The sequence below is a fragment of the Microbacterium zouquanmingi genome (assembly GCF_052266675.1).
Classification (GTDB): domain Bacteria; phylum Actinomycetota; class Actinomycetes; order Actinomycetales; family Microbacteriaceae; genus Microbacterium.
Window position 1 is genome coordinate 606742 of sequence record NZ_JBQPRA010000003.1, and the last position, 19430, is coordinate 626171.

Consider the following 19430-nt stretch of genomic DNA (forward strand, 5'->3'; position numbering starts at 1 on the left):
TTCGACATAACCTGAACCCGCACAGTAAGTGTCGAAGTGACCCTAAGGCGGAGCCTGATGTCCACACTCGCTACTCACCGGATCGATCCCTCGGTTGATCACCTGATCCAGTCAGCACCGGCCGAGTCGTGCAGCAGCGATCTCGCAGCATCCCCCTGGACCTTCGACAGCGTCCCCGGCTACGGCCCCGGCTCCTCGATGGGTGATGTCATTCCGACGGGAGCACCCAGGCAGGGCGAACTTCCTGCCGAGTACCGCGAGGCGAGCGATGCCGCACTCGATCAGCGCATCCGTGTCGCGAAGGCCACGCTCGGCGACCGCGCCGTCGTGCTCGGACACTTCTACCAGCGTGAAGAGGTCGTGCAGCACGCCGACTACGTGGGCGACTCGTTCCAGCTCGCGAACGCTGCGCTCGAGCATCCGAACGCTGAGGCAATCGTGTTCTGCGGCGTGCACTTCATGGCCGAAACGGCCGATCTGCTCTCGACCCCCGATCAGGCCGTGATCCTGCCGAATCTCGCGGCCGGCTGCTCGATGGCCGACATGGCCGACATCGACCAGGTCGAGGAATGCTGGGAGCAGCTCGAAGACGCTCTCGGCCCGCTCGATCAGGCAGGTGCCGACGGCCGCATGCCGGTGATCCCGGTGACCTACATGAACTCCTCCGCGGCGATCAAGGGCTTCGTCGGGCGTCACGGCGGCATCGTCTGCACCTCCTCGAACGCCGAGACGGTGCTGGAGTGGGCTTTCGAGCGCGGTCGACGCGTGCTGTTCTTCCCCGATCAGCACCTCGGCCGCAACACCGCAAAAGCCATGGGCGTGCCGCTCGAGCAGATGCCGTTATGGAACCCGCACCAGCCGCTCGGCGGTTCGTCCGCCGCGCAGCTGGTCGACTCGCGCGTGATCCTCTGGCACGGCTTCTGCTCCGTGCACCGCCGGTTCACGGTCGCCCAGATCGATCAGGCCCGCGCCGAGCATCCCGACGTACGCGTGATCGTGCATCCCGAGTGCCCGATGGAGGTCGTGGATGCCGCCGACGAAGCGGGATCGACCGACTACATCCGCCGGGCGATCGCTGGAGCGACCGAACCCACAACCTTCGCAATCGGCACCGAGATCAACCTCGTACGGCGCCTGGCCGCACAGTTTTCGCAGCACGAGATCTTCTGCCTCGACCCGGTCGTCTGCCCCTGCTCGACGATGTACCGCATCCACCCCGGCTACCTCGCCTGGGTGCTCGAAGAGCTGGTCGCGGGCCGCGTCGTCAACCAGATCTCGGTGGCGTCCGACGTTGCCGATCCGGCGCGCGTGGCTCTCGAGCGGATGCTGGCCGCAAAGCCTCGCGCATGAACGTGATCGTCGCGGGCTCCGGTATCGCGGGGATCACCGCGGCTCTCCACGCCGCCGATGCCGGGCACCGCGTCACCCTCGTCACGGACGACGCCCTCGGGGGTGGGTGCACCCCACTCGCCCAGGGGGGCGTTGCCGGCGCGTACGGCCCTAACGACTCGCCCGCGGTGCACGCGGCCGACACGCTCACCGCGGGCGGAGGGCTCGCTGACCCCGCTGCCGTCGATGTGCTCGTGAGCGAAGGATCCGCGCGCATCGCAGAGCTCATCGCTCGCGGCGTCGCGTTCGATCGCGGTACTGACGGGATGCTGCTGCTCGGCCGCGAAGCCGCCCACGCTCACGCGCGTATCGTGCACGCCGGTGGCGATGCGACGGGGGCGGCGATCTCACGTGCACTCGTCGCCCAGGTGGAAGCCGCCGACATCGAAGTGGTCGAGCACGCCTTGCTGGTCGATCTCATCGTCGCCGATGGTGTCGTGCGCGGCATCCGGATCCTTCGCACAGCCCGGATCGACATGTATGCGGATGCCGTGATTCTCGCGACCGGCGGCGCCGGAGGCCTCTATGCGCACACGACGAACCCCCGAGGCGCCACAGGCGGAGGAATCGCCGCGGCGATCCGCGCAGGCGCTGCCGTCACGGATCTCGAGTTCATGCAGTTCCATCCGACCGTGCTCGATGCGGGAGCGCCGTTCCTCATCTCGGAGGCTGTGCGCGGCGAAGGTGCTGTGCTCATCGACGAGCGCGGACGCCGGTTCACGTTCGATTCTCACCCCGACGGAGAGCTCGCACCCCGCGACGTCGTCGCTCGCGCCGTCGCCCGTCAGGCCGCAGCGCAGGGTTCGCCGGTGCGACTGGACGCCACGATGATCGGCGCCGCCCGTCTCGCGGAGCGCTTCCCGACGATCGATCGGGTCACGCGCGAGCGCGGACTCGACTGGAGCCGCGAACCGCTCCCGGTGACCCCCGCCGCACACTATCTGATGGGCGGAGTGGTGACCGATATCGACGGGCGGACCTCGCTCCCCGGGCTCTTCGCCGTCGGCGAGGTCGCCCGCACCGGGGTGCACGGCGCGAACCGCCTCGCCTCGAACAGCCTGCTCGAGGGCGCGGTCTTCGCCGCCCGCGCTGCCGCAGCGCTCGGGCGTCATCTGTCGGCCGCAAGCCAGACGTCGCGCCCCACGTTGTCGCCCCCCTCGTTCAGTTCGCGAATTGTGCCGGTACCGGATGCTGAAAACGGCAGAAATCGCGACCTGAACGGTGGGCCATTCTCGCGTGCTGCGCTGCAGCAGCTGATGTGGGATCGCGTCGGACTGCTACGGACGCACGAAGGTCTCGCTGAAGCGCTCGAGACGATCCGCAGCTGGCGCGTGGCAGCGGCGACCCCTGTCTCACGCTCCGAGCACGAGGATGCCGATCTGCTGCTCGTTGCAGAAGCCACGGCATCCGCTGCCCTCGCGCGAACGGAATCTGTCGGTGCGCACCACGTCGACCACGAACCCGCCCTGATCGGAGCCTGATGCTCACCACCGCCACCCTCACCCGCGTCGTAGGAGCAGCCCTCGAAGAGGACGCTCCGTGGGGCGATCTCACCAGCACCGCGCTGCTGCCGGCCGAGGCCACCGCAACCGCTGACCTCGTGGCCCGCGAGGCCGGGGTCTTCAGCGGCGGCGACGTCTTCTCTGCCGCGTTCACTCTCACCGATCCCTCGCTCACCGTGGACCTGCACGTCGGCGACGGCGACGAGTTCGCACCGGGAGATGTGCTCGCGACCGTGTCGGGTTCTGCGCGCAGCATCCTCACCGCCGAGCGCGTCGCGCTCAACTTCACCCAGCGCATAAGCGGCATCGCGACCCTGACCGCACAGTATGTGCGCGCTGTCGACGGCACCGGCGCGCGCATCGTCGACACTCGCAAGACCACGCCGGGGCTGCGTGCATTCGAGCGGCATGCGGTCGCCTCTGGCGGCGGAAACAACCACCGCTTCTCGCTGTCTGATGCGGTCATGGCCAAGGACAACCATCTCGCCGTGCTGCAGTCATCGGGTGCGGCTCTCGCCCCTGCCCTGCGCGAGGCCCTGTCGAAGCTGTCGCACACCACACACGTGGTGATCGAGGTCGACCGCCTGGACCAGGTCGAGACAGTGCTCGCGGGCGGGGCGCACACCGTGTTACTCGATAACTTCTCGCTCGAGGATCTGCGGGCGGCGGTCTCGCAGATCGGCGACCGGGCAACGGCCGAAGCATCGGGCGGGGTGAACCTCGACACCGTGCGCGCCATCGCCGACACCGGCGTCGACGTGATCTCGGTCGGCGCGCTCACCCACTCCGCGCGCGCGTTGGATCTGGGGCTCGACGTACGGATCGCCTGACGTGCTCTATCTCGATCACGCGGCGACATCCCCGGTGCGTCCGGAGGTGCTCGAAGCGATGCATCCGTATCTCACCCGCATCTTCGGCAACCCTTCGAGTCACCACACCGTCGGCGAGGCCGCCGCGAGCGCGCTCGAGGATGCCAGGTCACGCGTCGCGCGAGTGCTCGGGATGCGCACGGGCGACGTCATCTTCACCGCAGGAGGAACCGAGGCCAACAACCTCGCGGTGAAGGGCATCGTGCTGGCCGCACTGGCGAACGGGCGGCACCACCTGGTCACGACGCCGATCGAGCACGAGTCGATCCTCGAATCCGCAGCCTTCCTCGAGAGGTTCCACGGTGTGACAGTGACGCATCTGCCGGTTGACGAGGCCGGACGCGTTTCGCCGGCGGCTCTCGCGGCCGCGCTGCACGATGACACCACGCTCGTCTCGCTCGGGCACGCAAACAATGAGATCGGCACGGTGCAGGATGCCGTATCCCTCGCGCAGGTCGCGAAGGAGGCTCGCGTGCCGCTGCACCTGGATGCGGTGCAGTCCGCCGGGTGGCTCCCCCTCGCCGGCCTCGGTGCGGATGCCGTGTCGATCGCCGGTCACAAGCTCGGCGCCCCCAAGGGCATCGGGGCGCTCGCGGTGCGCGGCCGAGTGCCGCTCGAGCCCCTACTGCACGGCGGCGGACAGGAACGCGGGCGCCGTTCAGGGACGGCGAACGTTGCGGGGGCCGTCGGGCTCGCGACAGCCCTCGAGCTCGCTGAAGCCGAGCGTTCCTCACGTGCGGAGCAAGTGGGTGCGTTGACCGCGCGGTTCATCACGAGAGTCCTGGAACTACTGCCGCACGCGGCACTGACCGGCGACCCGGCGAGCAGATTGCCGGGCGTCGCGAGCTTCACCCTCGCGGGCGTCAGTGGCGAGAGCGTACTGCTCGAGCTCGAGCGGCGCGGAGTGATCTCATCGAGCGGTTCGGCATGTGCGGCCGGCAGTGACGAACCGTCGCACGTGCTGCTCGCGTGCGGCATCGCCCCCGAGATCGCCCAGACCTCGGTCCGTTTCACCTTCGGTCGCGAACCGCTGCCGGGAGATGCCCCAGAGCGCCTCGCCGCTCTGGTGGCGGATGCTGTCGCCGCTGTCTCGGGCTGACAAGAGCCTCTGCCCCCTAGACTCTTGTGCGTGTCAGACCCGATCGTCACGCTCATCGTCCCCGGCCGCGACATCGAGTCCTTCGCGCCCGCGGCCATCGCCTCGTTGCGCGCGCAGACCGAGCCTCGCTGGCGGGCGATCCTCGTCGATGACGGATCCGTCGACGGCACTGGCGACATCTTTCGCGCCGCCGCCGCAGACGATCCGCGCTTCACCGTCCTCGCTCACGAATACGCCCGCGGTCTCGGAGCGGCCCGCAATGCCGGGCTCGCCCAGGTCGATACGGAGTTCCTCGGTTTTCTCGACGGCGACGACGAGCTCACTCCGAACGCGCTCGAACGCCTGATCGGCACGATCACCGCGACGGGCAGCGACTTCGTCGCCGGCGCCTATGTGCGCCTGCGCCCACAGGGTGATGGCTATACGACAGGGCGCGTGCAGCCGTGGACGACGGCCGCTACAGATCCCGAGCGATTGCGCACGAACATCTTCGAGCATCCGGCGGCATCCGCGAATATCGTCGCCTGGTCGAAGTTGAGCCGCACCGCCTTCTGGAAGGGCGAGCGCTTCCCCGAGGGCGTCGCCTACGAAGACCAGATCGTCGCACAGCGGATGTACACCCGCGCATCGGCCTTCGACGTCATCCCCGACGTCATCGTGCACTGGCGCTTGCGCGCTGACGGCTCCTCCATCACGCAGAGCAAGTCACAGCTTCCCGTGCTGCGCGACTATCTCGCAGCTCTGCGCGGCGGCATCCAGGTGCTGAGAGATGCCGGTGCGCATGCGGCGGTGACCGCGCGGATCGATCTCATCCTCGCGATGGATATGGCTCCACTCGAAGAGATCGCGGCCAGGCACTCAGACCCCGCATACGCCGCCGAGGTCGCAGCATTCCTTGACGATCTTCGGGCGCTCCCCGAGTTCGCCGACGTCCATCCCGACCCTGATCTGGCTGCGGCCCTCTCGTGGTGACGCGCATCCTTCTCGTGGAGATCCTGTGAGCACGTACCTCGATTCCCTCTTCTCCCTCGACGGCCGCACCGCGATCGTCACCGGCGGCAGCTCCGGCATCGGACGCGGCATCGCCACGGCGCTCGCCCGCGCGGGCGCGGCAACTGTCATCGTCGCCCGAGGAAAGGATCGCGTTGACGAGACCGTCGCCGAGCTGACAGAGGGCGGATGCCGCGTCGCAGGCGTCATCGGAGACCTCAGCACCCGCGACGGGATCCGCGCGGTCGCCGAAGCCGCGTCAGAGCCATTCGGCGAACCCGACATCCTCGTGAACTCGGCCGGCATCAACATTCGCCCTCCCTACGCCGAGATCACCGAAGAGGACTGGGATGCGACGATGACCGTCAATGCGCTGGCGCCGTTCCTGCTCGGCCAGCGCTACGGAATCGGCATGGCCGAACGCGGCTACGGCCGGCTGATCCACATCAGCTCGCAACAGGCGCACCGCGCGTTCGTCGGCAGCGGCATCTACGGCGCCTCCAAGGGCGCCGTAGAGTCGTTGATGCGCTCAGAAGCTGAGGCGTGGGGCGGCCGCGGCGTCACCAGCAACACTCTTGTCCCAGGCTTCGTCCTCACCCCGCTGAACGCTCGCCTGCAGGAGGATCCGGAGAAGATCGCCGAACTCGCCGCACGCACGATGATCGGTCGCAACGGTCGTCCCGATGATTTCGCCGGCGCCGCGGTATTCCTCGCCGGCGCCGGCTCAGCCTATGTGACCGGCCAGTCGCTGTTCGTCGACGGTGGAATGTCGTCGCACTGAGGCTCAGCCTTCAGCCGGGTATACCCGCTGGTCGACGCCCTGACCATCCAGCAGCGGCACCGGCGCGGTGAGAGCATCCACGGCATCCTCCGCTACCGAGCCCTGAGGTGCGCGGTCGGCCCGGCGGTCGGCGAAGGCCGCCATCAACCCGCCGCTGACCGACTGCTCGATCTTCTTCTCCGTGTCGAGGATCTGAGACGCTGCCACCTGCTGCGCGGCGAGCTCTGCATACAGGCCGCCGGCGGCGAGCAACTCTGCGTGCGTCCCCGACTCGACGATCTGCCCGGCCTCGACCACGTGGATGATGTCTGCCCCCATCACCGTCGACAGCCGGTGCGCGATCGAGAGCACGGTCCGGCCTCTCGCCGCCTTATCGATGGCTTCCTGTACCACCCGCTCGGAGACCGTGTCCAGGGCCGAAGTCGCCTCATCGAGCAGCAGCACCGGCGGATCCTTCAACAGCACCCGCGCAATGGCGATACGCTGCTTCTCGCCTCCGGAGAGCCGGTAGCCGCGTTCTCCGACAACGGTGTCGTAACCGTTCTCGAAGCCGGTGATGATGTGATGGATATTCGCTGCCTGGCATGCCGCGACCATCTCCGCCTCCGAAGCATCCGGCTTCGCGTACATCAGGTTCTCGCGAATCGTGGCGTGGAAGAGGTACGTCTCCTGTGACACGATCCCGACATCGTCGATGATCGAGCCCTGCGTCAGCGTGCGCACATCAGCGCCCGCGAAGAGGACCGCGCCGCCGTGAGCTTCGTAGAGCCTTGGGGCGAGATACAGCACGGTGGTCTTGCCCGCACCCGACGGGCCGACGAACGCGACGTGCTGCCCAGGGCTCACGGTGAACGAGATTCCCTGCAGAGTCGGGCGGGTGTCCGGCGCGGCATCCGGGTATCGGAAGACGACATCACGGAACTCGATCTGTCCCCTTGGACCCGGTGCCTGCGACGCCGGGATCGCATTCGGGGCATCTTCGATCTCTGGCACCAGGTCGAGATACTCGAAGATGCGCGCGAACAACGCCTGCGATGTCTGCAGGTCGAGCGAGACTCGCATGAGCCCCATCAGCGGCTGAAGCAGTCGTGCCTGCACAGTCGTGAATGCGACGACGGTGCCGGCTGTGATCGCGCCTTCGCCCCCGGCGATCAGATACCCCGCGACCAGATAGATCACGGCCGGGACGGATGCCATCAGCACCTGCACCACCGCGAAGAAGCCCTGGCCGCTCATCGCGCGGCGAACCTGCAGAGTCACCTGATTGCGGTTCTCTGCCTGGTATCGATCCGACTCGGCCTGCTGCCTGTTGAACGATTTGGACAGCAGCATCCCCGACACGCTCAGCGTCTCCTGCGTGATCGAGGTGAGCTCCGACAGGGATTCCTGCGTCTCCCCCGCGATCCGTGCGCGCACTTGCCCGACCCGGCGCTGCACGATGACGAGGAACGGCATCAGCACCACGGCGATGATCGTCAGCCGCCAGTCGATGAGGATCATCGCGACGAGCGACGCGATCACCGTGACCACGTTGCCGAGAATGCTGGTGACGGTGTTCGTCAGAACACCCGAGACCCCGCCGACATCGTTCTGCAGCCGGGACTGGATGACACCGGTCTTGGTACGCGTGAAGAACCCGAGCTCCATCGCTTGCAGGTGCTCGAACAGCCGAACACGCAGATCGCCCGTCACACTGTTTCCGACCGTCGAGGTGAGCCAGGTCTGGGCGACACCGAGCCCGGCTGAGAAGAGGAACAGCCCGACCATGGTGAGTACGAGCCGGATGAGAAGCCCGATCTGCGGGCCACCACCGTCGACGGGAAAGAGCGCGTCGTCGAAGATGCGCTGCACGATCAGCGGAGGAATGACGGCGATCGCCGCCCCGACGATGACGAGTGCGCCGGTGATGACGATACGAGCGAGATACGGACGGAACAGTCCGACCACCCGCTTGCCGAGACCATCGATCTTCGGGGCCTGCGCATTCAGCTTCTTCTGGGCCGCGGCATCGACACCGCGGAATCCCGCGCCCCCACCTCGTCCGCCACCCATGCTCATGCGCTCAGCCTAATCGGCAGAAAATCCCGCGAGCGGGGAATGAGAGCGCGGCATGCAGGGTTATCCTGGAATGTCGCGCACGAGCGGATGCCGGATCTGACGGCTCCTTCTCTGGCCTTCCGCCACCCCCCCCTGTCGCTGAGGAGACGCTTTGGCCACCACACCCACTGGTACTGTTCCCACCGCGAAGAAGGAACCGCTGATCGCCGCATCCGACATGAGGGTGATCTGGCTGCTGCTGGTCGCCGCCTTCGTCGCGATTCTCAACGAGACGACGATGGGCATTGCAATTCCCCAGCTGAACGCCGATCTCGGCATCCCGCCGGAGCTGGGTCAGTGGCTCACGAGCGCGTTCATGCTCACGATGGCCATCGTCATCCCCACCACCGGTTTCCTCCTCCAGCGCTTCACCACCAGGCAGATCTTCATCGCTGCGATGAGCGCGTTCGCCCTCGGCACGCTGGTCTGCATGCTCGCGCCCGGTTTCGAGATCCTGCTGGTCGGACGCATCATCCAGGCCGCCGGTACCGGAATCATGATGCCGCTGCTGATGACGACCATGATGAACGTGGTGCCGCCCCAGTCCCGCGGCCGGATGATGGGCCGCGTCGGCCTGGTGATCTCGCTCGCTCCCGCGATCGGACCGACGCTCGCGGGTGCCGTGCTCGACGCGTTCAGCTGGCGCGCGCTTTTCGTCATCGTGCTTCCGATCGCCCTCATCGCGCTCGCGATGGGTGCGAAGTGGATGACGAACCTCGGTGAGACCAAGGATGCTCCGATCGACATCCTCTCTATCGTGCTGTCGGTCTTCGGCTTCGGCGGCTTCGTCTACGGGCTCAGCCAGTTCGGCGGAGAGGGCTCGACGGGCGAAGTCATCGGCATCGTCTCACTTGTGGTGGGCATCATCTCTCTCGCGCTGTTCGTCTGGCGCCAGCTCGTGCTGCAACGGGTGGATGACGCTCTGCTCGACCTGCGAGTCTTCCTCAGCCGTAACTACACGATCTCCGTCATCGTGATGGCGATCCTCGCACTGTCGATGTTCGGCACTCTTGTTCTTCTTCCGCAGTACCTGCAGAACGTCGCAGGGCTCGACGCGCTGCAGTCCGGCCTGATCCTGCTGCCCGGTTCCGTGCTGATGGGTCTGCTCGGGCCGGTGATGGGCCGCGTCTACGACGCCCGCGGTACGCGCACACTGCTCGTGCCCGGAACGATCATGGTGTCGGCCGCGCTGTTCTTCTACGCCACGATCGGCGAGCACACCGCGTGGTGGCTGCTGGTGATCGCGCAGACGGTGATCTCGGTGGGATTGGCCATGTCGTTCACGCCGTTGTTCTCCGCGTCGCTCGGATCGCTGCGTCGCCACCTGTACTCGCACGGATCCGCCGCGCTGAACACGATTCAGCAGGTGGCCGGCGCCGCGGGTGTCGCTCTGCTGACCGTCATCTACTCATCGATCCTGCACACGGGCGAGCAGCAGGGACTTGAGACAGCCGCCGCAGGTGCGCCCGGAGCGCGCATGGCGTTCCTCATCGCGGCGATCGTCTCGCTGGGCGCTGTCGCGCTGAGCGCGTTCGTCCGCAAGCCCGCAGACGACATCGACTCCGAGTTCGCCGGGGGAAACTGACCGCCAGCGTCGGTGCCGGGTGGGACTTACTCGCCCGGCATCGCGCAGGATCCGCCGCCGCAGCAGCCCCCTGCGCTCTCATCGCCCAGCAGGTTGAGTCCTGCGGGAGCCATCAGCGGTTGCGTCTCCTGCACAGCGCCAGTCTGCGCGGCATCCGTCGTCCGGGAATCGGTCATGGCTCCATGCTACGCCGGTATCCGTACGGCGGCACATCGAGCGCGATGAGGTCAAGGGGCTGGACACGAGCGCGCGCACGCCGAACACTTGAGCCATGGATCAAGAGGGCTCCCTCGGCGACGCGCTGAGTGAAGACGGACGCGACGAGACAGCGAATGAGCGGGCTGACCGCAACTGGGAAGAGCTCATGCAAGAGCTGCGCGTCATGCAGACCGGCACCCAGGTGCTGTCCGGTTTTCTGCTGGCGGTGGCGTTCCAGCCGCGCTTCACCGAGCTCGATCCGCTGCAGGTGGGGCTGTATCTGGTGCTCGTCGGTCTTGCCGCACTCGCGACGATCCTCGCGCTCGCCCCCGTCGGCATGCATCGGTCTCTGTTCGGTCGGAGGCAGAAGCCCGAGCTCGTGCGGATGGCGGCCCGCCTGGTCAAGGCAGACCTTGTCGTCGTCGGCATCCTCAGCGTCGGCGTGACCGTACTGATCGTCGATTTCACGCTGGATCGCACATTCGCCGTTGTCGTGCTCATCCTGGGATCGATCATCGTCGTCAGCTTGTGGCTGGTGCTGCCGCTGCTGGTGTCACGTGGTGCAGAACGGGACGCTCGCGCGCATACGGTTGAGACATGATTCGACGTCTCCTCGCGCGGGCCTTCTGGGCACTCAGCCGATGGAAGCTGGTCAGCGAACCGGCGCCCACCAATCCCACCGTGCTGATCGGCGCTCCGCACACCTCGAACTGGGACTTCGTGCTCATGCTCGCCATTGCCTGGCGGCTGGGAATCGACTTCAGGTGGCTGGGCAAAGCGAGTCTGTTCGCCGGCTGGCGCGGCTCGCTGATGCGCGCGCTCGGTGGCATCCCCGTGGATCGCGCGAATCCGAGCCGGGTCGTCTCCGATGTCGTCGCGCTGATCCGCGAGGGCGAGGTATTCGGTCTCGTGGTGACGCCGGATGGAACGCGAAGCAACACGGCGTACTGGAAGTCCGGTTTTTACCGCATCGCGCAGGAGACCGGGATGCCGTTGACCCTGGGCTACGTCGATCGAACCACCATGACAACCGGACTCGGAGTGACCGTCGAGACCACGGGCGACATCGCAGCGGATATGAGTCGCGTCCGGGAATTCTACGCCGACAAAGCCGGCTTTCACCCGGAACGGCGCCGCGAGCCACGGCTGCGAGAAGAGGGACCGCGCATCGAGCTGCGTCGCATCACGAAGGATGACGCGGGCGAGATCCTCACGATCCAGCGGGCCGCCTTCGTCTCCGAAGCGCTCATCTACGGCAGTGCCGACATGCCTCCGTTGACCCAGACCCTCGAGCAATTGCGTGCGGAGATCTCTGAGAACGCCGGTTGGGTCGCCACAGCTGACGGGCGTCTCATCGGCGCGATCCGTGCCGTTCAGGACGACGAGGTCTTGCTGATCGGTCGAATCGCCATCGCGCCCGATATGCAGGGCGAAGGCGTCGGACGCGCGCTGCTGAAGGCTGCGGAGAACGGCAGCACTGCGAGCGAATCGGAGCTGTTCACCGGTAGCCTCAGCGAAGCGAACATCCGCCTCTACGAATCATGCGGCTACGTCGAGGCGCGCAGGGTGGCCCAGGACGACGGCACCGAGCAGGTTTTCCTGCGCAAGAACCTGCGCACATAAGACGGTAGTACTCACGCCTCCGTGACGCGGCCAGCGTCGACGCCCCAGCGCCGGTCGGTGCGCACGGTGTCCAGCATCCGCCGGTCATGGGTCACCAGCAGCAGCGTGCCCTCGTAGGATTCGAGGGCCTCTTCGAGTTGCTCGATCGCGGGAAGATCCAGGTGGTTGGTCGGCTCATCGAGCACGAGCAGATTGACGCCACGGGCCTGCAGCAGTGCAAGACCGGCGCGGGTCCGCTCCCCCGGAGACAGTTCGTCCACCCGTCGGCTCACATGATTTGCTTTCAGCCCGAACTTGGCCAGCAGGGTGCGCACCTCGCCCGAGGTCAGCTGCGGAACGCGGGCTTCCACGGTGTCCGCGAGCGGCCGTTCACCGGAGAGCAGAGAGCGCGCCTGGTCGATCTCGCCGATCTGCACGCTCGTGCCGACGCTGGAGGCCCCCTCGTCAGGCGTCTGCTGGCCGAGCAGGGCGCGCAGCAGTGTCGACTTCCCTGCCCCATTGGGTCCGGTGATCCCGATCCGATCTCCCCCGTTCACCTGCAGCGACACCGGCCCCAGCGTGAACGAGCCCTGCCTGAAGACAGCACTGCTGAGCGTCGATACCACAGAGCTCGAGCGAGGCGCCGACCCGATCGTGAATTCGAGCTGCCATTCCTTGCGCGGCTCCTCGACCTCGTCGAGTCGGGCGATGCGACTCTCCATCTGGCGCACCTTCTGCGCCTGCTTCTCGCTGGACTCCGTGGAGGCTTGGCGACGGATCTTGTCATTGTCGGGTGACTTCTTCATCGCGTTTCGCACACCCTGGCTCGACCATTCGCGCTGAACGCGGGCGCGCGAGACGAGGTCGGCCTTCTTTCCGGCGAACTCGTCATACTTCTCTCTCGCATGATGGCGAAGCGTCGCGCGTTCCTCGAGATACGATTCGTAGCCGCCGCCGTACACGCGATTGGAGTTCTGGGCGAGGTCGAGTTCGAGCACGCGTGTCACACAGCGAGCGAGGAACTCCCGGTCATGGCTCACGAGAACCACTCCCCCGCGCAGGCCACGGACGAACGTCTCGAGCCGCTCGAGGCCGTCGAGGTCCAGATCGTTCGTCGGCTCATCGAGCAACACGATGTCGAAACGCGAGAGCAGCAGTGCGGCCAGACCGACACGAGCAGCCTGGCCTCCGGAGAGCGAGGTCATGGGGACCTCCTCGAAGCCCGTACCGGGCGATGTCAAGCCGAGGTCGGCCAGCACCGGCGGTACGCGCTCGTCCAGATCGGCGGCACCACTGGCGAGCCAGCGATCCAGGGCGATCGAATACGCGTCTGAGGGATCCACGCCCGCGGGTGCGAGAGACGGGTCGCCGAGCGCCTCGGCTGTGGCGTTCATCTCCCGCGTGGCTTGCGCGCACCCGGTCCGGCGAGCGATGTAGCCGGACACCGTCTCACCGGGAACGCGCTCATGCTCCTGCGGCAACCAGCCGACGAAAGCGTCGGACGGCGACAGCGTGACTGTTCCACGCTGTGGCTCATCGACGCCGGCGAGGAGGCGAAGCAGCGTCGACTTGCCGGCGCCATTCGCTCCCACGACTCCGACGACATCTCCTGGCGCGACCGTCAGATCGAGAGTGTCGAAGAGCGTGCGGTGACCGTACCCGCCGGCGAGATTCTGGACGACGAGGGTTACGGACATCCGTCAATTGTCTCAGGAATGCCGCTCAGCCCTGCCCGCCGCCGTCTCGCCGCCCACTCCGCAGTCAGTCCTTTGGGAAACGTGATCGCAATCTGTCGATACTCTGCTGAGCCGCGCGGCGCACTTCCACCTCGGGATCCTTGAGCAGCACCCCGATGCGGTCGATATCCGCTGAGGAGCCGATCGCGCCCAGCGCCCGGGCCGCGGCCGCGCGCACCCGCGGAACTTCTTCTCCCAGCAGGTCGGCGAGTTCGGATGCCGCGTCGAGCTCACGCGCTGCGACGAGCCTCGCTCCCATCTCCTTCACCCGCCAGGCGGGGTTGTTCAGCGTGCTGATCACAAGCGACTCTGCCGTCTCGTCCCAGACGGATTCGTCCCAGACATGCAGAAGTGCACGCGCGCCCCAGAGTTCGGGCCAGTAGAGCACAGGTGCCCCGTCCAGGATGCCCTGGGCGTGCTCTCCTCCGACGAAGAGCAGGAAGTCGGCTCCTTCGTCATGACCGGCGAGCAACGAGAGCGAGCGGGCCATCACGACCGATTCGCCGTACCGCTCGACGGCGGCCGCCAGACGACGCTCGAGGGGAAGGTTTACGGGAACGGGGGCGGCGGCTGCTGAGTTACGGGACACACCTCAACCATAGGCGGCACCTGCGACGAGCGATCTTCAGTCTTCGAGGCACTCCTCGATGATGCGCACATGAGAGGTTCCTCACAATCCTGCCGCTGAGCTTGAAGACACCGGCGCTGTGCGGAATCGTGGCCCGGACATGTTCTGTCCGGAGCATGTCCGCAACACGGAAGGAGAGCCCTGTGCTCACCCTGACCGAGAATGCAGATGCCGTCGTCACCACGATCGTCGGCCGAGAGGATGCCAGCGCAGAGGCCGGGCTTCGCATCCAGACCGCGGAAGGGCAGGGTCCGAACGGCGAAGCGCGTTTCGCCGTTCAGATCGCACCGTCCCCTGAACCCGCGGATATCGTCATCGAGGGCCCTGGGGCCCGAGTCTTCCTGGAAGACAACGCTGCCGAGGCACTGTCTGACAAGGTCCTCGATGCGGGAGTGGACGAGCAGGGGGCAGTGAGTTTCACGATCCTGCCCCAGCCGCTCTGATCAGCAGTCGTGCGAAAGGGTGGGATGCTTCGGCATCCCACCCTTTTTCGCGTGTGACGTCAACCCCCTCGGAGATCATCGCGGCAAAGACGATAGTGAGCAGATCGATGGGAAGGATAACGTCATGTCTGATGCGACGAACCCGCAAGAAGAACCACTCACTGAGGTGCCCGTAGAGGAGACCAGGGAAGACAGCAAGGGTTTCGAACCGATCACGCCTGAAGGCGTTCAGACCGGCAAACCCGCTGTCCCCGATCCGAAGGACTCGCAGAACCCGCCGCCGCGGCGCTTCTGAGATCTGTTGCACCGTCCACGAGAAACTCACAAACGAGGAGATGACAATGGCAGAACTCGAAGGCAAGAACGTGGCTTTTTTACTCACCGACGGATTTGAAGACAGTGAGCTGACCAGCCCCTCGGGTGCGGTGACGGAAGCCGGTGCCCGCGCTCAGCTCGTCTCCCCCGCCGATCAGAAGGTCACCGGGAAGAACGGACACACCCAGCCGGTGGATGAGGAGGTCGTCGTCGACGAGGGCCTGGTCTCCAGCCGGACGCCGGATGATCTGCCTGCCTTCAACGCGAAGACGGTCGAGGAGATCGCTGAGGGTCCGCACGCGGGTCAGCACGCGTGACCGCTGAACTCTGAGTGCGACAGACTGGTCGCGTGGAAGATCTGAACGTCGCCGGCGGACCCGGAGCGCCCCGTGGCCTCCGGGTACCGGCTGATGAACTCCACGAGCAGTTCTCACGGTCGTCTGGTCCGGGCGGTCAAGGTGTGAACACCACAGACTCCCGCGTGCAGTTGAGTCTCGATGTCGGAACGACCAGTGCGTTGAACGTCGCACAGCGAGAGCGCGTGCTCGACTACCTCAGCTCGCGTCTTGCCGGCACGGTCCTCACGATCAGCGCCAGTGAGCAGCGATCCCAACGGCAGAACCGACTCGCGGCGAGGGAGCGCCTCGCTGAGCTTCTCCGCGAAGCGGTGATGCCGGCTGTCACCCGCCGGTCGACTCGTCCGACGAAGGGGTCGCAGCGACGGCGGCTCGAGGGGAAGCGTCGACGGTCAGAGACCAAGAGCAGCCGGCGGCGCCCTGGCGAGCAGGACTGATCGAGGTCAGATCCACTTGCTGCGTTTGAAGACGGTATAGAGCACTGCCGCGAGCGCGAGCATCAGTCCAAGGGCGAACGGGTAGCCGAATGCCCAGTGCAGCTCGGGCATCTCATCGAAGTTCATGCCATAGACGCCACCGATCAGCGAAGGGGCGAAGAGGATCGCCGCCCACCCGGAGATCCGCTTCATGTCTTCGTTCTGCCGCTGGTTGACCAGGGTTGCGTTGACGCTCAGAATCTGCGCAAGAGCATCGCGCAAGCCGGATGCTTTCGTGTCTGCCTGCACGAGCCGGTCAGCGACATCATCGAGGCGCGTACGCAACTCTTGCGAAGTCTCGTGCCCACTCGGCTCGGAGCGAAGCAGATCAACTGCTTCCGTCAGCGACGCGATCGCCTGCTGCATCTCCACGACCTCGCGGCTCAGTCGGTAGATGCGCTCCGCCACCGTCGCGACGCCGCCGAAGACCTGGCGTTCGATCTCTTCTCTATCTGCGGAGATGCCGCTCAGCACCGGACCGTAACCGTCGACGATCGCATCGAGGAGCATGTAGACGACAGCCACCGGCCCCATCTTCAGCAGGCTCTGGTCGGTGAGCATGGCGCGCTCACGATCTCCGAAATCGACCTCGCGCGCGTCGCGGCCATCGTGCTTCGAGTGCTCGGGGCGGCGCAACCACCGGGAATCCTGACAGAGCACCGCGACCGCTCCCGGGCGCAGCAGAACGTGGAACTCGCCGAAGTCCACGGCCTCACTGTCGTCGAGGTACCGCGCTGCTTTCGCCACGAGGAAGAGCGTGTCGCCGTAGCGTTCGAGTTTGGGACGCTGACCGGCGTTCAGGAGGTCCTCGACCAGCACCGGATGCAGCGCCCATGCTTCGGCGAGTTCTTCGATCTGCGCCCCAGTGGGCTGCGAATACAGGAACAGCGCCATCTGATCGCTGTTCTGCGCCGCGAGGACGGTCGCGTCAGTGACCGTGAGATCATCGGGGACGCGAGTAGGCACCCCGTTGTGGACGAATCTCACGAGCTTGCCCGTGACGTACTTGGATTCTTCAGGGGTGTCGTCACGAGCGTGACGGTGAAAGAGTCCGCCGATCCCGAGATCGCTCTGCCACAGCTTCCGCATCGGTTCCTCCGTCTTCACATCATCGCTACGAGTCGACCATAGCCGAGCCGGGAGACACGACTGTGCGGGGCGTGATCAGTCCCAGTCGAGATACTCCTCGATGATGACGGCCGTCTCGATCGGGTGCGTGACCGGGAAGAAGTGATCGGCCCCTTCGAGCGTCTTGATGCTGGCTCGCTCAGGGGCCGTCGCCTGCAGCTTCTCGGCGTTGGCCGCCGGCGTCACGTCATCTGCGGTGCCCTGCACGAGCAGGACGGGGATCGCCGGTGCAAGGGGAATGTCGGCATCCTCAACGCCCAACAGCAGAAGCCCATTGACGCGATCGACGTGCGCGGCGGCGAAGGAGCGAGCGGCCGTGCCTCCGATCCCGTACCCGCCCACCCAGCTGTCCTCGAGGCCAAGGTGGTCGAGCACTGCCAGAACATCGGCAACCCGGTCGTCCGCTGATTCATCGGCCGCGCCCGCACCCGTTCCGATGCGGATGATGCGGAAGCCTGCTTCTTCGGCGAGATAGTGCGAGATCACACCGAGCCCGTCGGAGTCCAGTGCGCGTTCAGTGATCAGCACAAGAGCAACTGGGCCCTCACCTTCGACGACGTACGGGACGGCGCGGCCTTCGGGCTCCGAGATGTTCAGCTGGGACACGTGTGGGATCCTCCTGTGCGACGGGTCTTCGTCCGTCAGTCTAATTGCAGAGCGCAGATCCAAGAGGGTGTGTCAGCTCGTCTACGCTGGAGCGATGCGTGCCCACGAGAGGCATGCACGAGAGAGGCACGACGTGAAGATCACGATCATCGGAGGATCGAAGGGCACCGGAGCGCGGCTTGCCGCACTCGCGGCCAGCGCAGGTCATGAGGTGACTGCCCTTTCGCGCAGCGGAACCGCCCCCGAAGGCGTTCATGCGATCGCTGGTGACGCGACCGACCCCGCCGTGGTGCGGGATGCCGTTTCCGGTTCGGATGCTGTCGTCGTCACCGTCGGCGGGGCGAAGGGAAACTCCCGCCACAGGACCTCGGTCACCCGCGCCGTCATCAGCGGCATGGAGCAGGCGGGTGCCTCCCGCCTTGCCGTGCAGTCCTCCCTCGGTGCTGGTGATTCCGGCGCGCTCATGCCCGCACCGCTGCGCCTGCTGATGAAAGGAGTGCTCGCCGTTCCCCTGGCAGATCACAACGAGCAGGAGGATGCGGTGATGCGTTCTTCGACGAAGTGGACCATCGTGCGGCCCACCGGCCTCACCAATCGGCCAGCGACCGGCAGCTGGCGCGCGCTCCAGGTCGGCGAGAAGGGGCACCTCGGAGGATCGATCCCCCGCGATGATCTCGCTGCCTACATGCTGCAAGCGCTCGGTGATGACGCCCTGATCGGCGCTGCCGTCGGCATCAGCAGCTGAGACCGCTGCCGGACTCAGTTGTCTGGGTGCGCTTCTAGGCCGCGATATCGATCCAGAGGACGTTCCTCAGACGTGGTGGATAGGATCGCGCCATGCGTCAAAGCAGATGGCTGATCACGGGTGCCGCGGGGCGCATCGGTGTCGCGCTTCGTCGTCACCTTGCTGACCACGGCATTGCGTTGCGCTCAGTCGATCTGGCGAGGCCACACGCAGTGGCGGAGGACGACGAGGTCATGGCCGCCGACCTCCGCGATCTCGACGCCATGACGCGCAGCGCCGAGGGCTGCGACGGCATCGTCCGCCTCGGAGGCATCTCCGATGAGGCGGACTTTCACGATCTCGCAGAGGTCAATATTGTCGGAACCTACCACGTACTCGAAGCCGCACGCCGAGCAGGAATCCGGCGTGTGGTCTTTGCAAGCAGCAACCGCGTCACCGGCATGTACCCCGCAGACACAATGGTCGACCCTTCCATGCCAGTCAGACCCGATGGGTTCTACGGCGTCTCCAAGGTCGCTGGAGAAGCTCTCTGCCGACTCTACGCAGACAAGTTCCAACTCCTCACTGTGACGGTGCGAATCGGATCGTATGAGGAGCTGCCCCATACCCAACGTGACCTGCGGACGTGGCTCAGCCCAGGCGACGCACTCCGCGCGTTCGACGCCGCCATGGTTGCGGATCAGCCTGGAGCAGGGTTCTACGCCGTCTCGGCGAACACCGAGCGTTGGTGGTCATTGAACGCGGGAAAGCAGCTTGGCTATCGCCCCGAGGACGACGCGCAGGACCGGGCGAGCTTCGCTGTAGAGCCTTACCCACCGGCTCGGCCGCAGGCGGGGCCGTACGCTGCTGCCGATTTCTCCACGACACGCATGAATCGATAGACGG

At 66.2% G+C, this 19430-nt stretch carries 21 protein-coding genes and 1 pseudogene; 16 read left to right on the forward strand and 6 right to left on the reverse strand.

Annotation, left to right across the window (positions count from 1 at the left end; translation table 11 throughout):
• The first annotated feature begins 57 nt into the window (after nucleotides 1-57).
• Genes nadA through ACTU6V_RS10360 form a run of 6 tightly spaced genes read left to right on the forward strand, consistent with a single transcriptional unit; the run spans nucleotide 58 to nucleotide 6630 of the window.
• The gene (gene nadA, locus ACTU6V_RS10335; RefSeq protein WP_443475543.1) at nucleotides 58-1350 is read left to right on the forward strand and encodes a quinolinate synthase NadA; all 1293 of its coding nucleotides are present in this window, start codon (nucleotides 58-60) and stop codon (nucleotides 1348-1350) included.
• Complete coding sequence (gene nadB / locus ACTU6V_RS10340) at nucleotides 1347-2870, forward strand: L-aspartate oxidase (protein WP_443475544.1); 1524 nt, start codon at nucleotides 1347-1349, stop codon at nucleotides 2868-2870. Before nadA ends, nadB begins: the two co-directional genes overlap by 4 nt.
• The gene (gene nadC, locus ACTU6V_RS10345) at nucleotides 2870-3721 is read left to right on the forward strand and encodes a carboxylating nicotinate-nucleotide diphosphorylase (RefSeq protein ID WP_443475545.1); all 852 of its coding nucleotides are present in this window, start codon (nucleotides 2870-2872) and stop codon (nucleotides 3719-3721) included. Before nadB ends, nadC begins: the two co-directional genes overlap by 1 nt.
• Nucleotide 3722: 1 nt before the next feature.
• A complete protein-coding gene (locus ACTU6V_RS10350) occupies nucleotides 3723-4859 on the forward strand; it encodes a cysteine desulfurase family protein (RefSeq protein ID WP_443467187.1) in 1137 nt (378 codons plus the stop codon).
• A 30-nt stretch (nucleotides 4860-4889) separates the two neighbouring features.
• A complete protein-coding gene (locus ACTU6V_RS10355; protein WP_443467188.1) occupies nucleotides 4890-5831 on the forward strand; it encodes a glycosyltransferase family 2 protein in 942 nt (313 codons plus the stop codon).
• 25 nt (nucleotides 5832-5856) lie between these two features.
• Nucleotides 5857-6630, forward strand: coding sequence for an SDR family NAD(P)-dependent oxidoreductase (locus ACTU6V_RS10360; RefSeq protein ID WP_443467189.1), 774 nt, complete (start codon nucleotides 5857-5859; stop codon nucleotides 6628-6630).
• A 3-nt stretch (nucleotides 6631-6633) separates the two neighbouring features.
• On the opposite strand, the gene ACTU6V_RS10365 is transcribed toward ACTU6V_RS10360, so the two are convergent.
• Nucleotides 6634-8682, reverse strand: coding sequence for an ABC transporter ATP-binding protein (locus ACTU6V_RS10365; RefSeq protein WP_443475573.1), 2049 nt, complete (start codon nucleotides 8680-8682; stop codon nucleotides 6634-6636).
• 223 nt (nucleotides 8683-8905) lie between these two features.
• Here ACTU6V_RS10365 and ACTU6V_RS10370 point away from each other — a divergent pair, with 223 nt between their 5' ends.
• A complete protein-coding gene (locus ACTU6V_RS10370; protein WP_443467886.1) occupies nucleotides 8906-10312 on the forward strand; it encodes a DHA2 family efflux MFS transporter permease subunit in 1407 nt (468 codons plus the stop codon).
• A 26-nt stretch (nucleotides 10313-10338) separates the two neighbouring features.
• Here the strand turns inward: ACTU6V_RS10370 and ACTU6V_RS10375 are convergent, their stop codons facing one another.
• Nucleotides 10339-10488: a hypothetical protein gene (locus ACTU6V_RS10375; RefSeq protein ID WP_443467190.1), complete on the reverse strand. Its 150-nt coding sequence runs from the start codon at nucleotides 10486-10488 to the stop codon at nucleotides 10339-10341.
• A gap of 95 nt (nucleotides 10489-10583) precedes the next feature.
• On the opposite strand from ACTU6V_RS10375, the gene ACTU6V_RS10380 reads away from it, so the two are divergent.
• The 3 genes and pseudogenes from ACTU6V_RS10380 to ACTU6V_RS10390 all read left to right on the forward strand — a co-directional run bounded on the left by ACTU6V_RS10380 (nucleotide 10584) and on the right by ACTU6V_RS10390 (nucleotide 12133).
• On the forward strand, nucleotides 10584-11111 hold the full coding sequence (locus ACTU6V_RS10380) for a DUF6328 family protein (protein WP_443467191.1): 528 nt from the start codon (nucleotides 10584-10586) through the stop codon (nucleotides 11109-11111).
• Nucleotides 11108-11671, forward strand: a pseudogene (locus ACTU6V_RS10385) (1-acyl-sn-glycerol-3-phosphate acyltransferase); the annotation flags it as partial. The gene ACTU6V_RS10380 and the pseudogene ACTU6V_RS10385, both read left to right, overlap by 4 nt.
• A gap of 105 nt (nucleotides 11672-11776) precedes the next feature.
• Entirely contained in the window at nucleotides 11777-12133 is a 357-nt protein-coding gene (locus ACTU6V_RS10390; RefSeq protein WP_443475574.1) for a GNAT family N-acetyltransferase, read from the forward strand.
• Between the two features lie 11 nt (nucleotides 12134-12144).
• Here ACTU6V_RS10390 and ACTU6V_RS10395 read toward each other — a convergent pair whose 3' ends face one another.
• Nucleotides 12145-13809: an ABC-F family ATP-binding cassette domain-containing protein gene (locus ACTU6V_RS10395; protein ID WP_443475546.1), complete on the reverse strand. Its 1665-nt coding sequence runs from the start codon at nucleotides 13807-13809 to the stop codon at nucleotides 12145-12147.
• A gap of 64 nt (nucleotides 13810-13873) precedes the next feature.
• The gene (locus ACTU6V_RS10400) at nucleotides 13874-14437 is read right to left on the reverse strand and encodes a HEAT repeat domain-containing protein (protein WP_443475547.1); all 564 of its coding nucleotides are present in this window, start codon (nucleotides 14435-14437) and stop codon (nucleotides 13874-13876) included.
• Nucleotides 14438-14619: 182 nt separating this feature from the next.
• Here ACTU6V_RS10400 and ACTU6V_RS10405 point away from each other — a divergent pair, with 182 nt between their 5' ends.
• The 4 genes from ACTU6V_RS10405 to arfB all read left to right on the forward strand — a co-directional run bounded on the left by ACTU6V_RS10405 (nucleotide 14620) and on the right by arfB (nucleotide 16027).
• The gene (locus ACTU6V_RS10405; RefSeq protein WP_443467194.1) at nucleotides 14620-14919 is read left to right on the forward strand and encodes a Fe-S cluster assembly protein HesB; all 300 of its coding nucleotides are present in this window, start codon (nucleotides 14620-14622) and stop codon (nucleotides 14917-14919) included.
• A gap of 124 nt (nucleotides 14920-15043) precedes the next feature.
• Nucleotides 15044-15214 carry a hypothetical protein gene (locus tag ACTU6V_RS10410; protein ID WP_443467195.1) on the forward strand — a complete coding sequence of 57 codons (171 nt, stop codon included), beginning with the start codon at nucleotides 15044-15046 and terminating at the stop codon, nucleotides 15212-15214.
• A 40-nt stretch (nucleotides 15215-15254) separates the two neighbouring features.
• Nucleotides 15255-15551: a DJ-1/PfpI family protein gene (locus tag ACTU6V_RS10415; RefSeq protein ID WP_443475548.1), complete on the forward strand. Its 297-nt coding sequence runs from the start codon at nucleotides 15255-15257 to the stop codon at nucleotides 15549-15551.
• A 32-nt stretch (nucleotides 15552-15583) separates the two neighbouring features.
• Nucleotides 15584-16027 carry an alternative ribosome rescue aminoacyl-tRNA hydrolase ArfB gene (gene arfB / locus ACTU6V_RS10420; protein ID WP_443467197.1) on the forward strand — a complete coding sequence of 148 codons (444 nt, stop codon included), beginning with the start codon at nucleotides 15584-15586 and terminating at the stop codon, nucleotides 16025-16027.
• A 6-nt stretch (nucleotides 16028-16033) separates the two neighbouring features.
• Here arfB and ACTU6V_RS10425 read toward each other — a convergent pair whose 3' ends face one another.
• Nucleotides 16034-17155, reverse strand: a complete 1122-nt coding sequence (locus ACTU6V_RS10425) for a magnesium and cobalt transport protein CorA (protein ID WP_443467198.1) — start codon at nucleotides 17153-17155, stop codon at nucleotides 16034-16036.
• Between the two features lie 75 nt (nucleotides 17156-17230).
• Nucleotides 17231-17800: an alpha/beta fold hydrolase gene (locus ACTU6V_RS10430; RefSeq protein ID WP_443467199.1), complete on the reverse strand. Its 570-nt coding sequence runs from the start codon at nucleotides 17798-17800 to the stop codon at nucleotides 17231-17233.
• Between the two features lie 133 nt (nucleotides 17801-17933).
• Between ACTU6V_RS10430 and ACTU6V_RS10435 the strand changes: the two genes are divergently transcribed.
• Together ACTU6V_RS10435 and ACTU6V_RS10440 are read left to right on the forward strand one after the other, a co-directional pair.
• Entirely contained in the window at nucleotides 17934-18545 is a 612-nt protein-coding gene (locus ACTU6V_RS10435; RefSeq protein ID WP_443475549.1) for an NAD(P)-dependent oxidoreductase, read from the forward strand.
• Nucleotides 18546-18637: 92 nt separating this feature from the next.
• Nucleotides 18638-19426 carry an NAD-dependent epimerase/dehydratase family protein gene (locus ACTU6V_RS10440; protein ID WP_443475550.1) on the forward strand — a complete coding sequence of 263 codons (789 nt, stop codon included), beginning with the start codon at nucleotides 18638-18640 and terminating at the stop codon, nucleotides 19424-19426.
• Nucleotides 19427-19430: the final 4 nt, after the last annotated feature.

Excerpts from the sequence above, each read along its gene's own strand:
- nadA (WP_443475543.1), top strand. The coding sequence starts at position 58 with ATGTCCACACTCGCTACTCACCGGATCGATCCCTCGGTTGATCACCTG.
- nadB (WP_443475544.1), top strand. The coding sequence starts at position 1,347 with ATGAACGTGATCGTCGCGGGCTCCGGTATCGCGGGGATCACCGCGGCT.
- nadC (WP_443475545.1), top strand. The coding sequence starts at position 2,870 with ATGCTCACCACCGCCACCCTCACCCGCGTCGTAGGAGCAGCCCTCGAA.
- ACTU6V_RS10365 (WP_443475573.1), bottom strand. The coding sequence starts at position 8,682 with ATGGGTGGCGGACGAGGTGGGGGCGCGGGATTCCGCGGTGTCGATGCC.
- ACTU6V_RS10370 (WP_443467886.1), top strand. The coding sequence starts at position 8,906 with ATGAGGGTGATCTGGCTGCTGCTGGTCGCCGCCTTCGTCGCGATTCTC.
- ACTU6V_RS10375 (WP_443467190.1), bottom strand. The coding sequence starts at position 10,488 with ATGACCGATTCCCGGACGACGGATGCCGCGCAGACTGGCGCTGTGCAG.
- ACTU6V_RS10380 (WP_443467191.1), top strand. The coding sequence starts at position 10,584 with ATGGATCAAGAGGGCTCCCTCGGCGACGCGCTGAGTGAAGACGGACGC.
- ACTU6V_RS10390 (WP_443475574.1), top strand. The coding sequence starts at position 11,777 with ATGCCTCCGTTGACCCAGACCCTCGAGCAATTGCGTGCGGAGATCTCT.
- ACTU6V_RS10395 (WP_443475546.1), bottom strand. The coding sequence starts at position 13,809 with ATGTCCGTAACCCTCGTCGTCCAGAATCTCGCCGGCGGGTACGGTCAC.
- ACTU6V_RS10410 (WP_443467195.1), top strand. The coding sequence starts at position 15,044 with ATGTCTGATGCGACGAACCCGCAAGAAGAACCACTCACTGAGGTGCCC.
- ACTU6V_RS10415 (WP_443475548.1), top strand. The coding sequence starts at position 15,255 with ATGACAATGGCAGAACTCGAAGGCAAGAACGTGGCTTTTTTACTCACC.
- ACTU6V_RS10425 (WP_443467198.1), bottom strand. The coding sequence starts at position 17,155 with ATGCGGAAGCTGTGGCAGAGCGATCTCGGGATCGGCGGACTCTTTCAC.
- ACTU6V_RS10440 (WP_443475550.1), top strand. The coding sequence starts at position 18,638 with ATGCGTCAAAGCAGATGGCTGATCACGGGTGCCGCGGGGCGCATCGGT.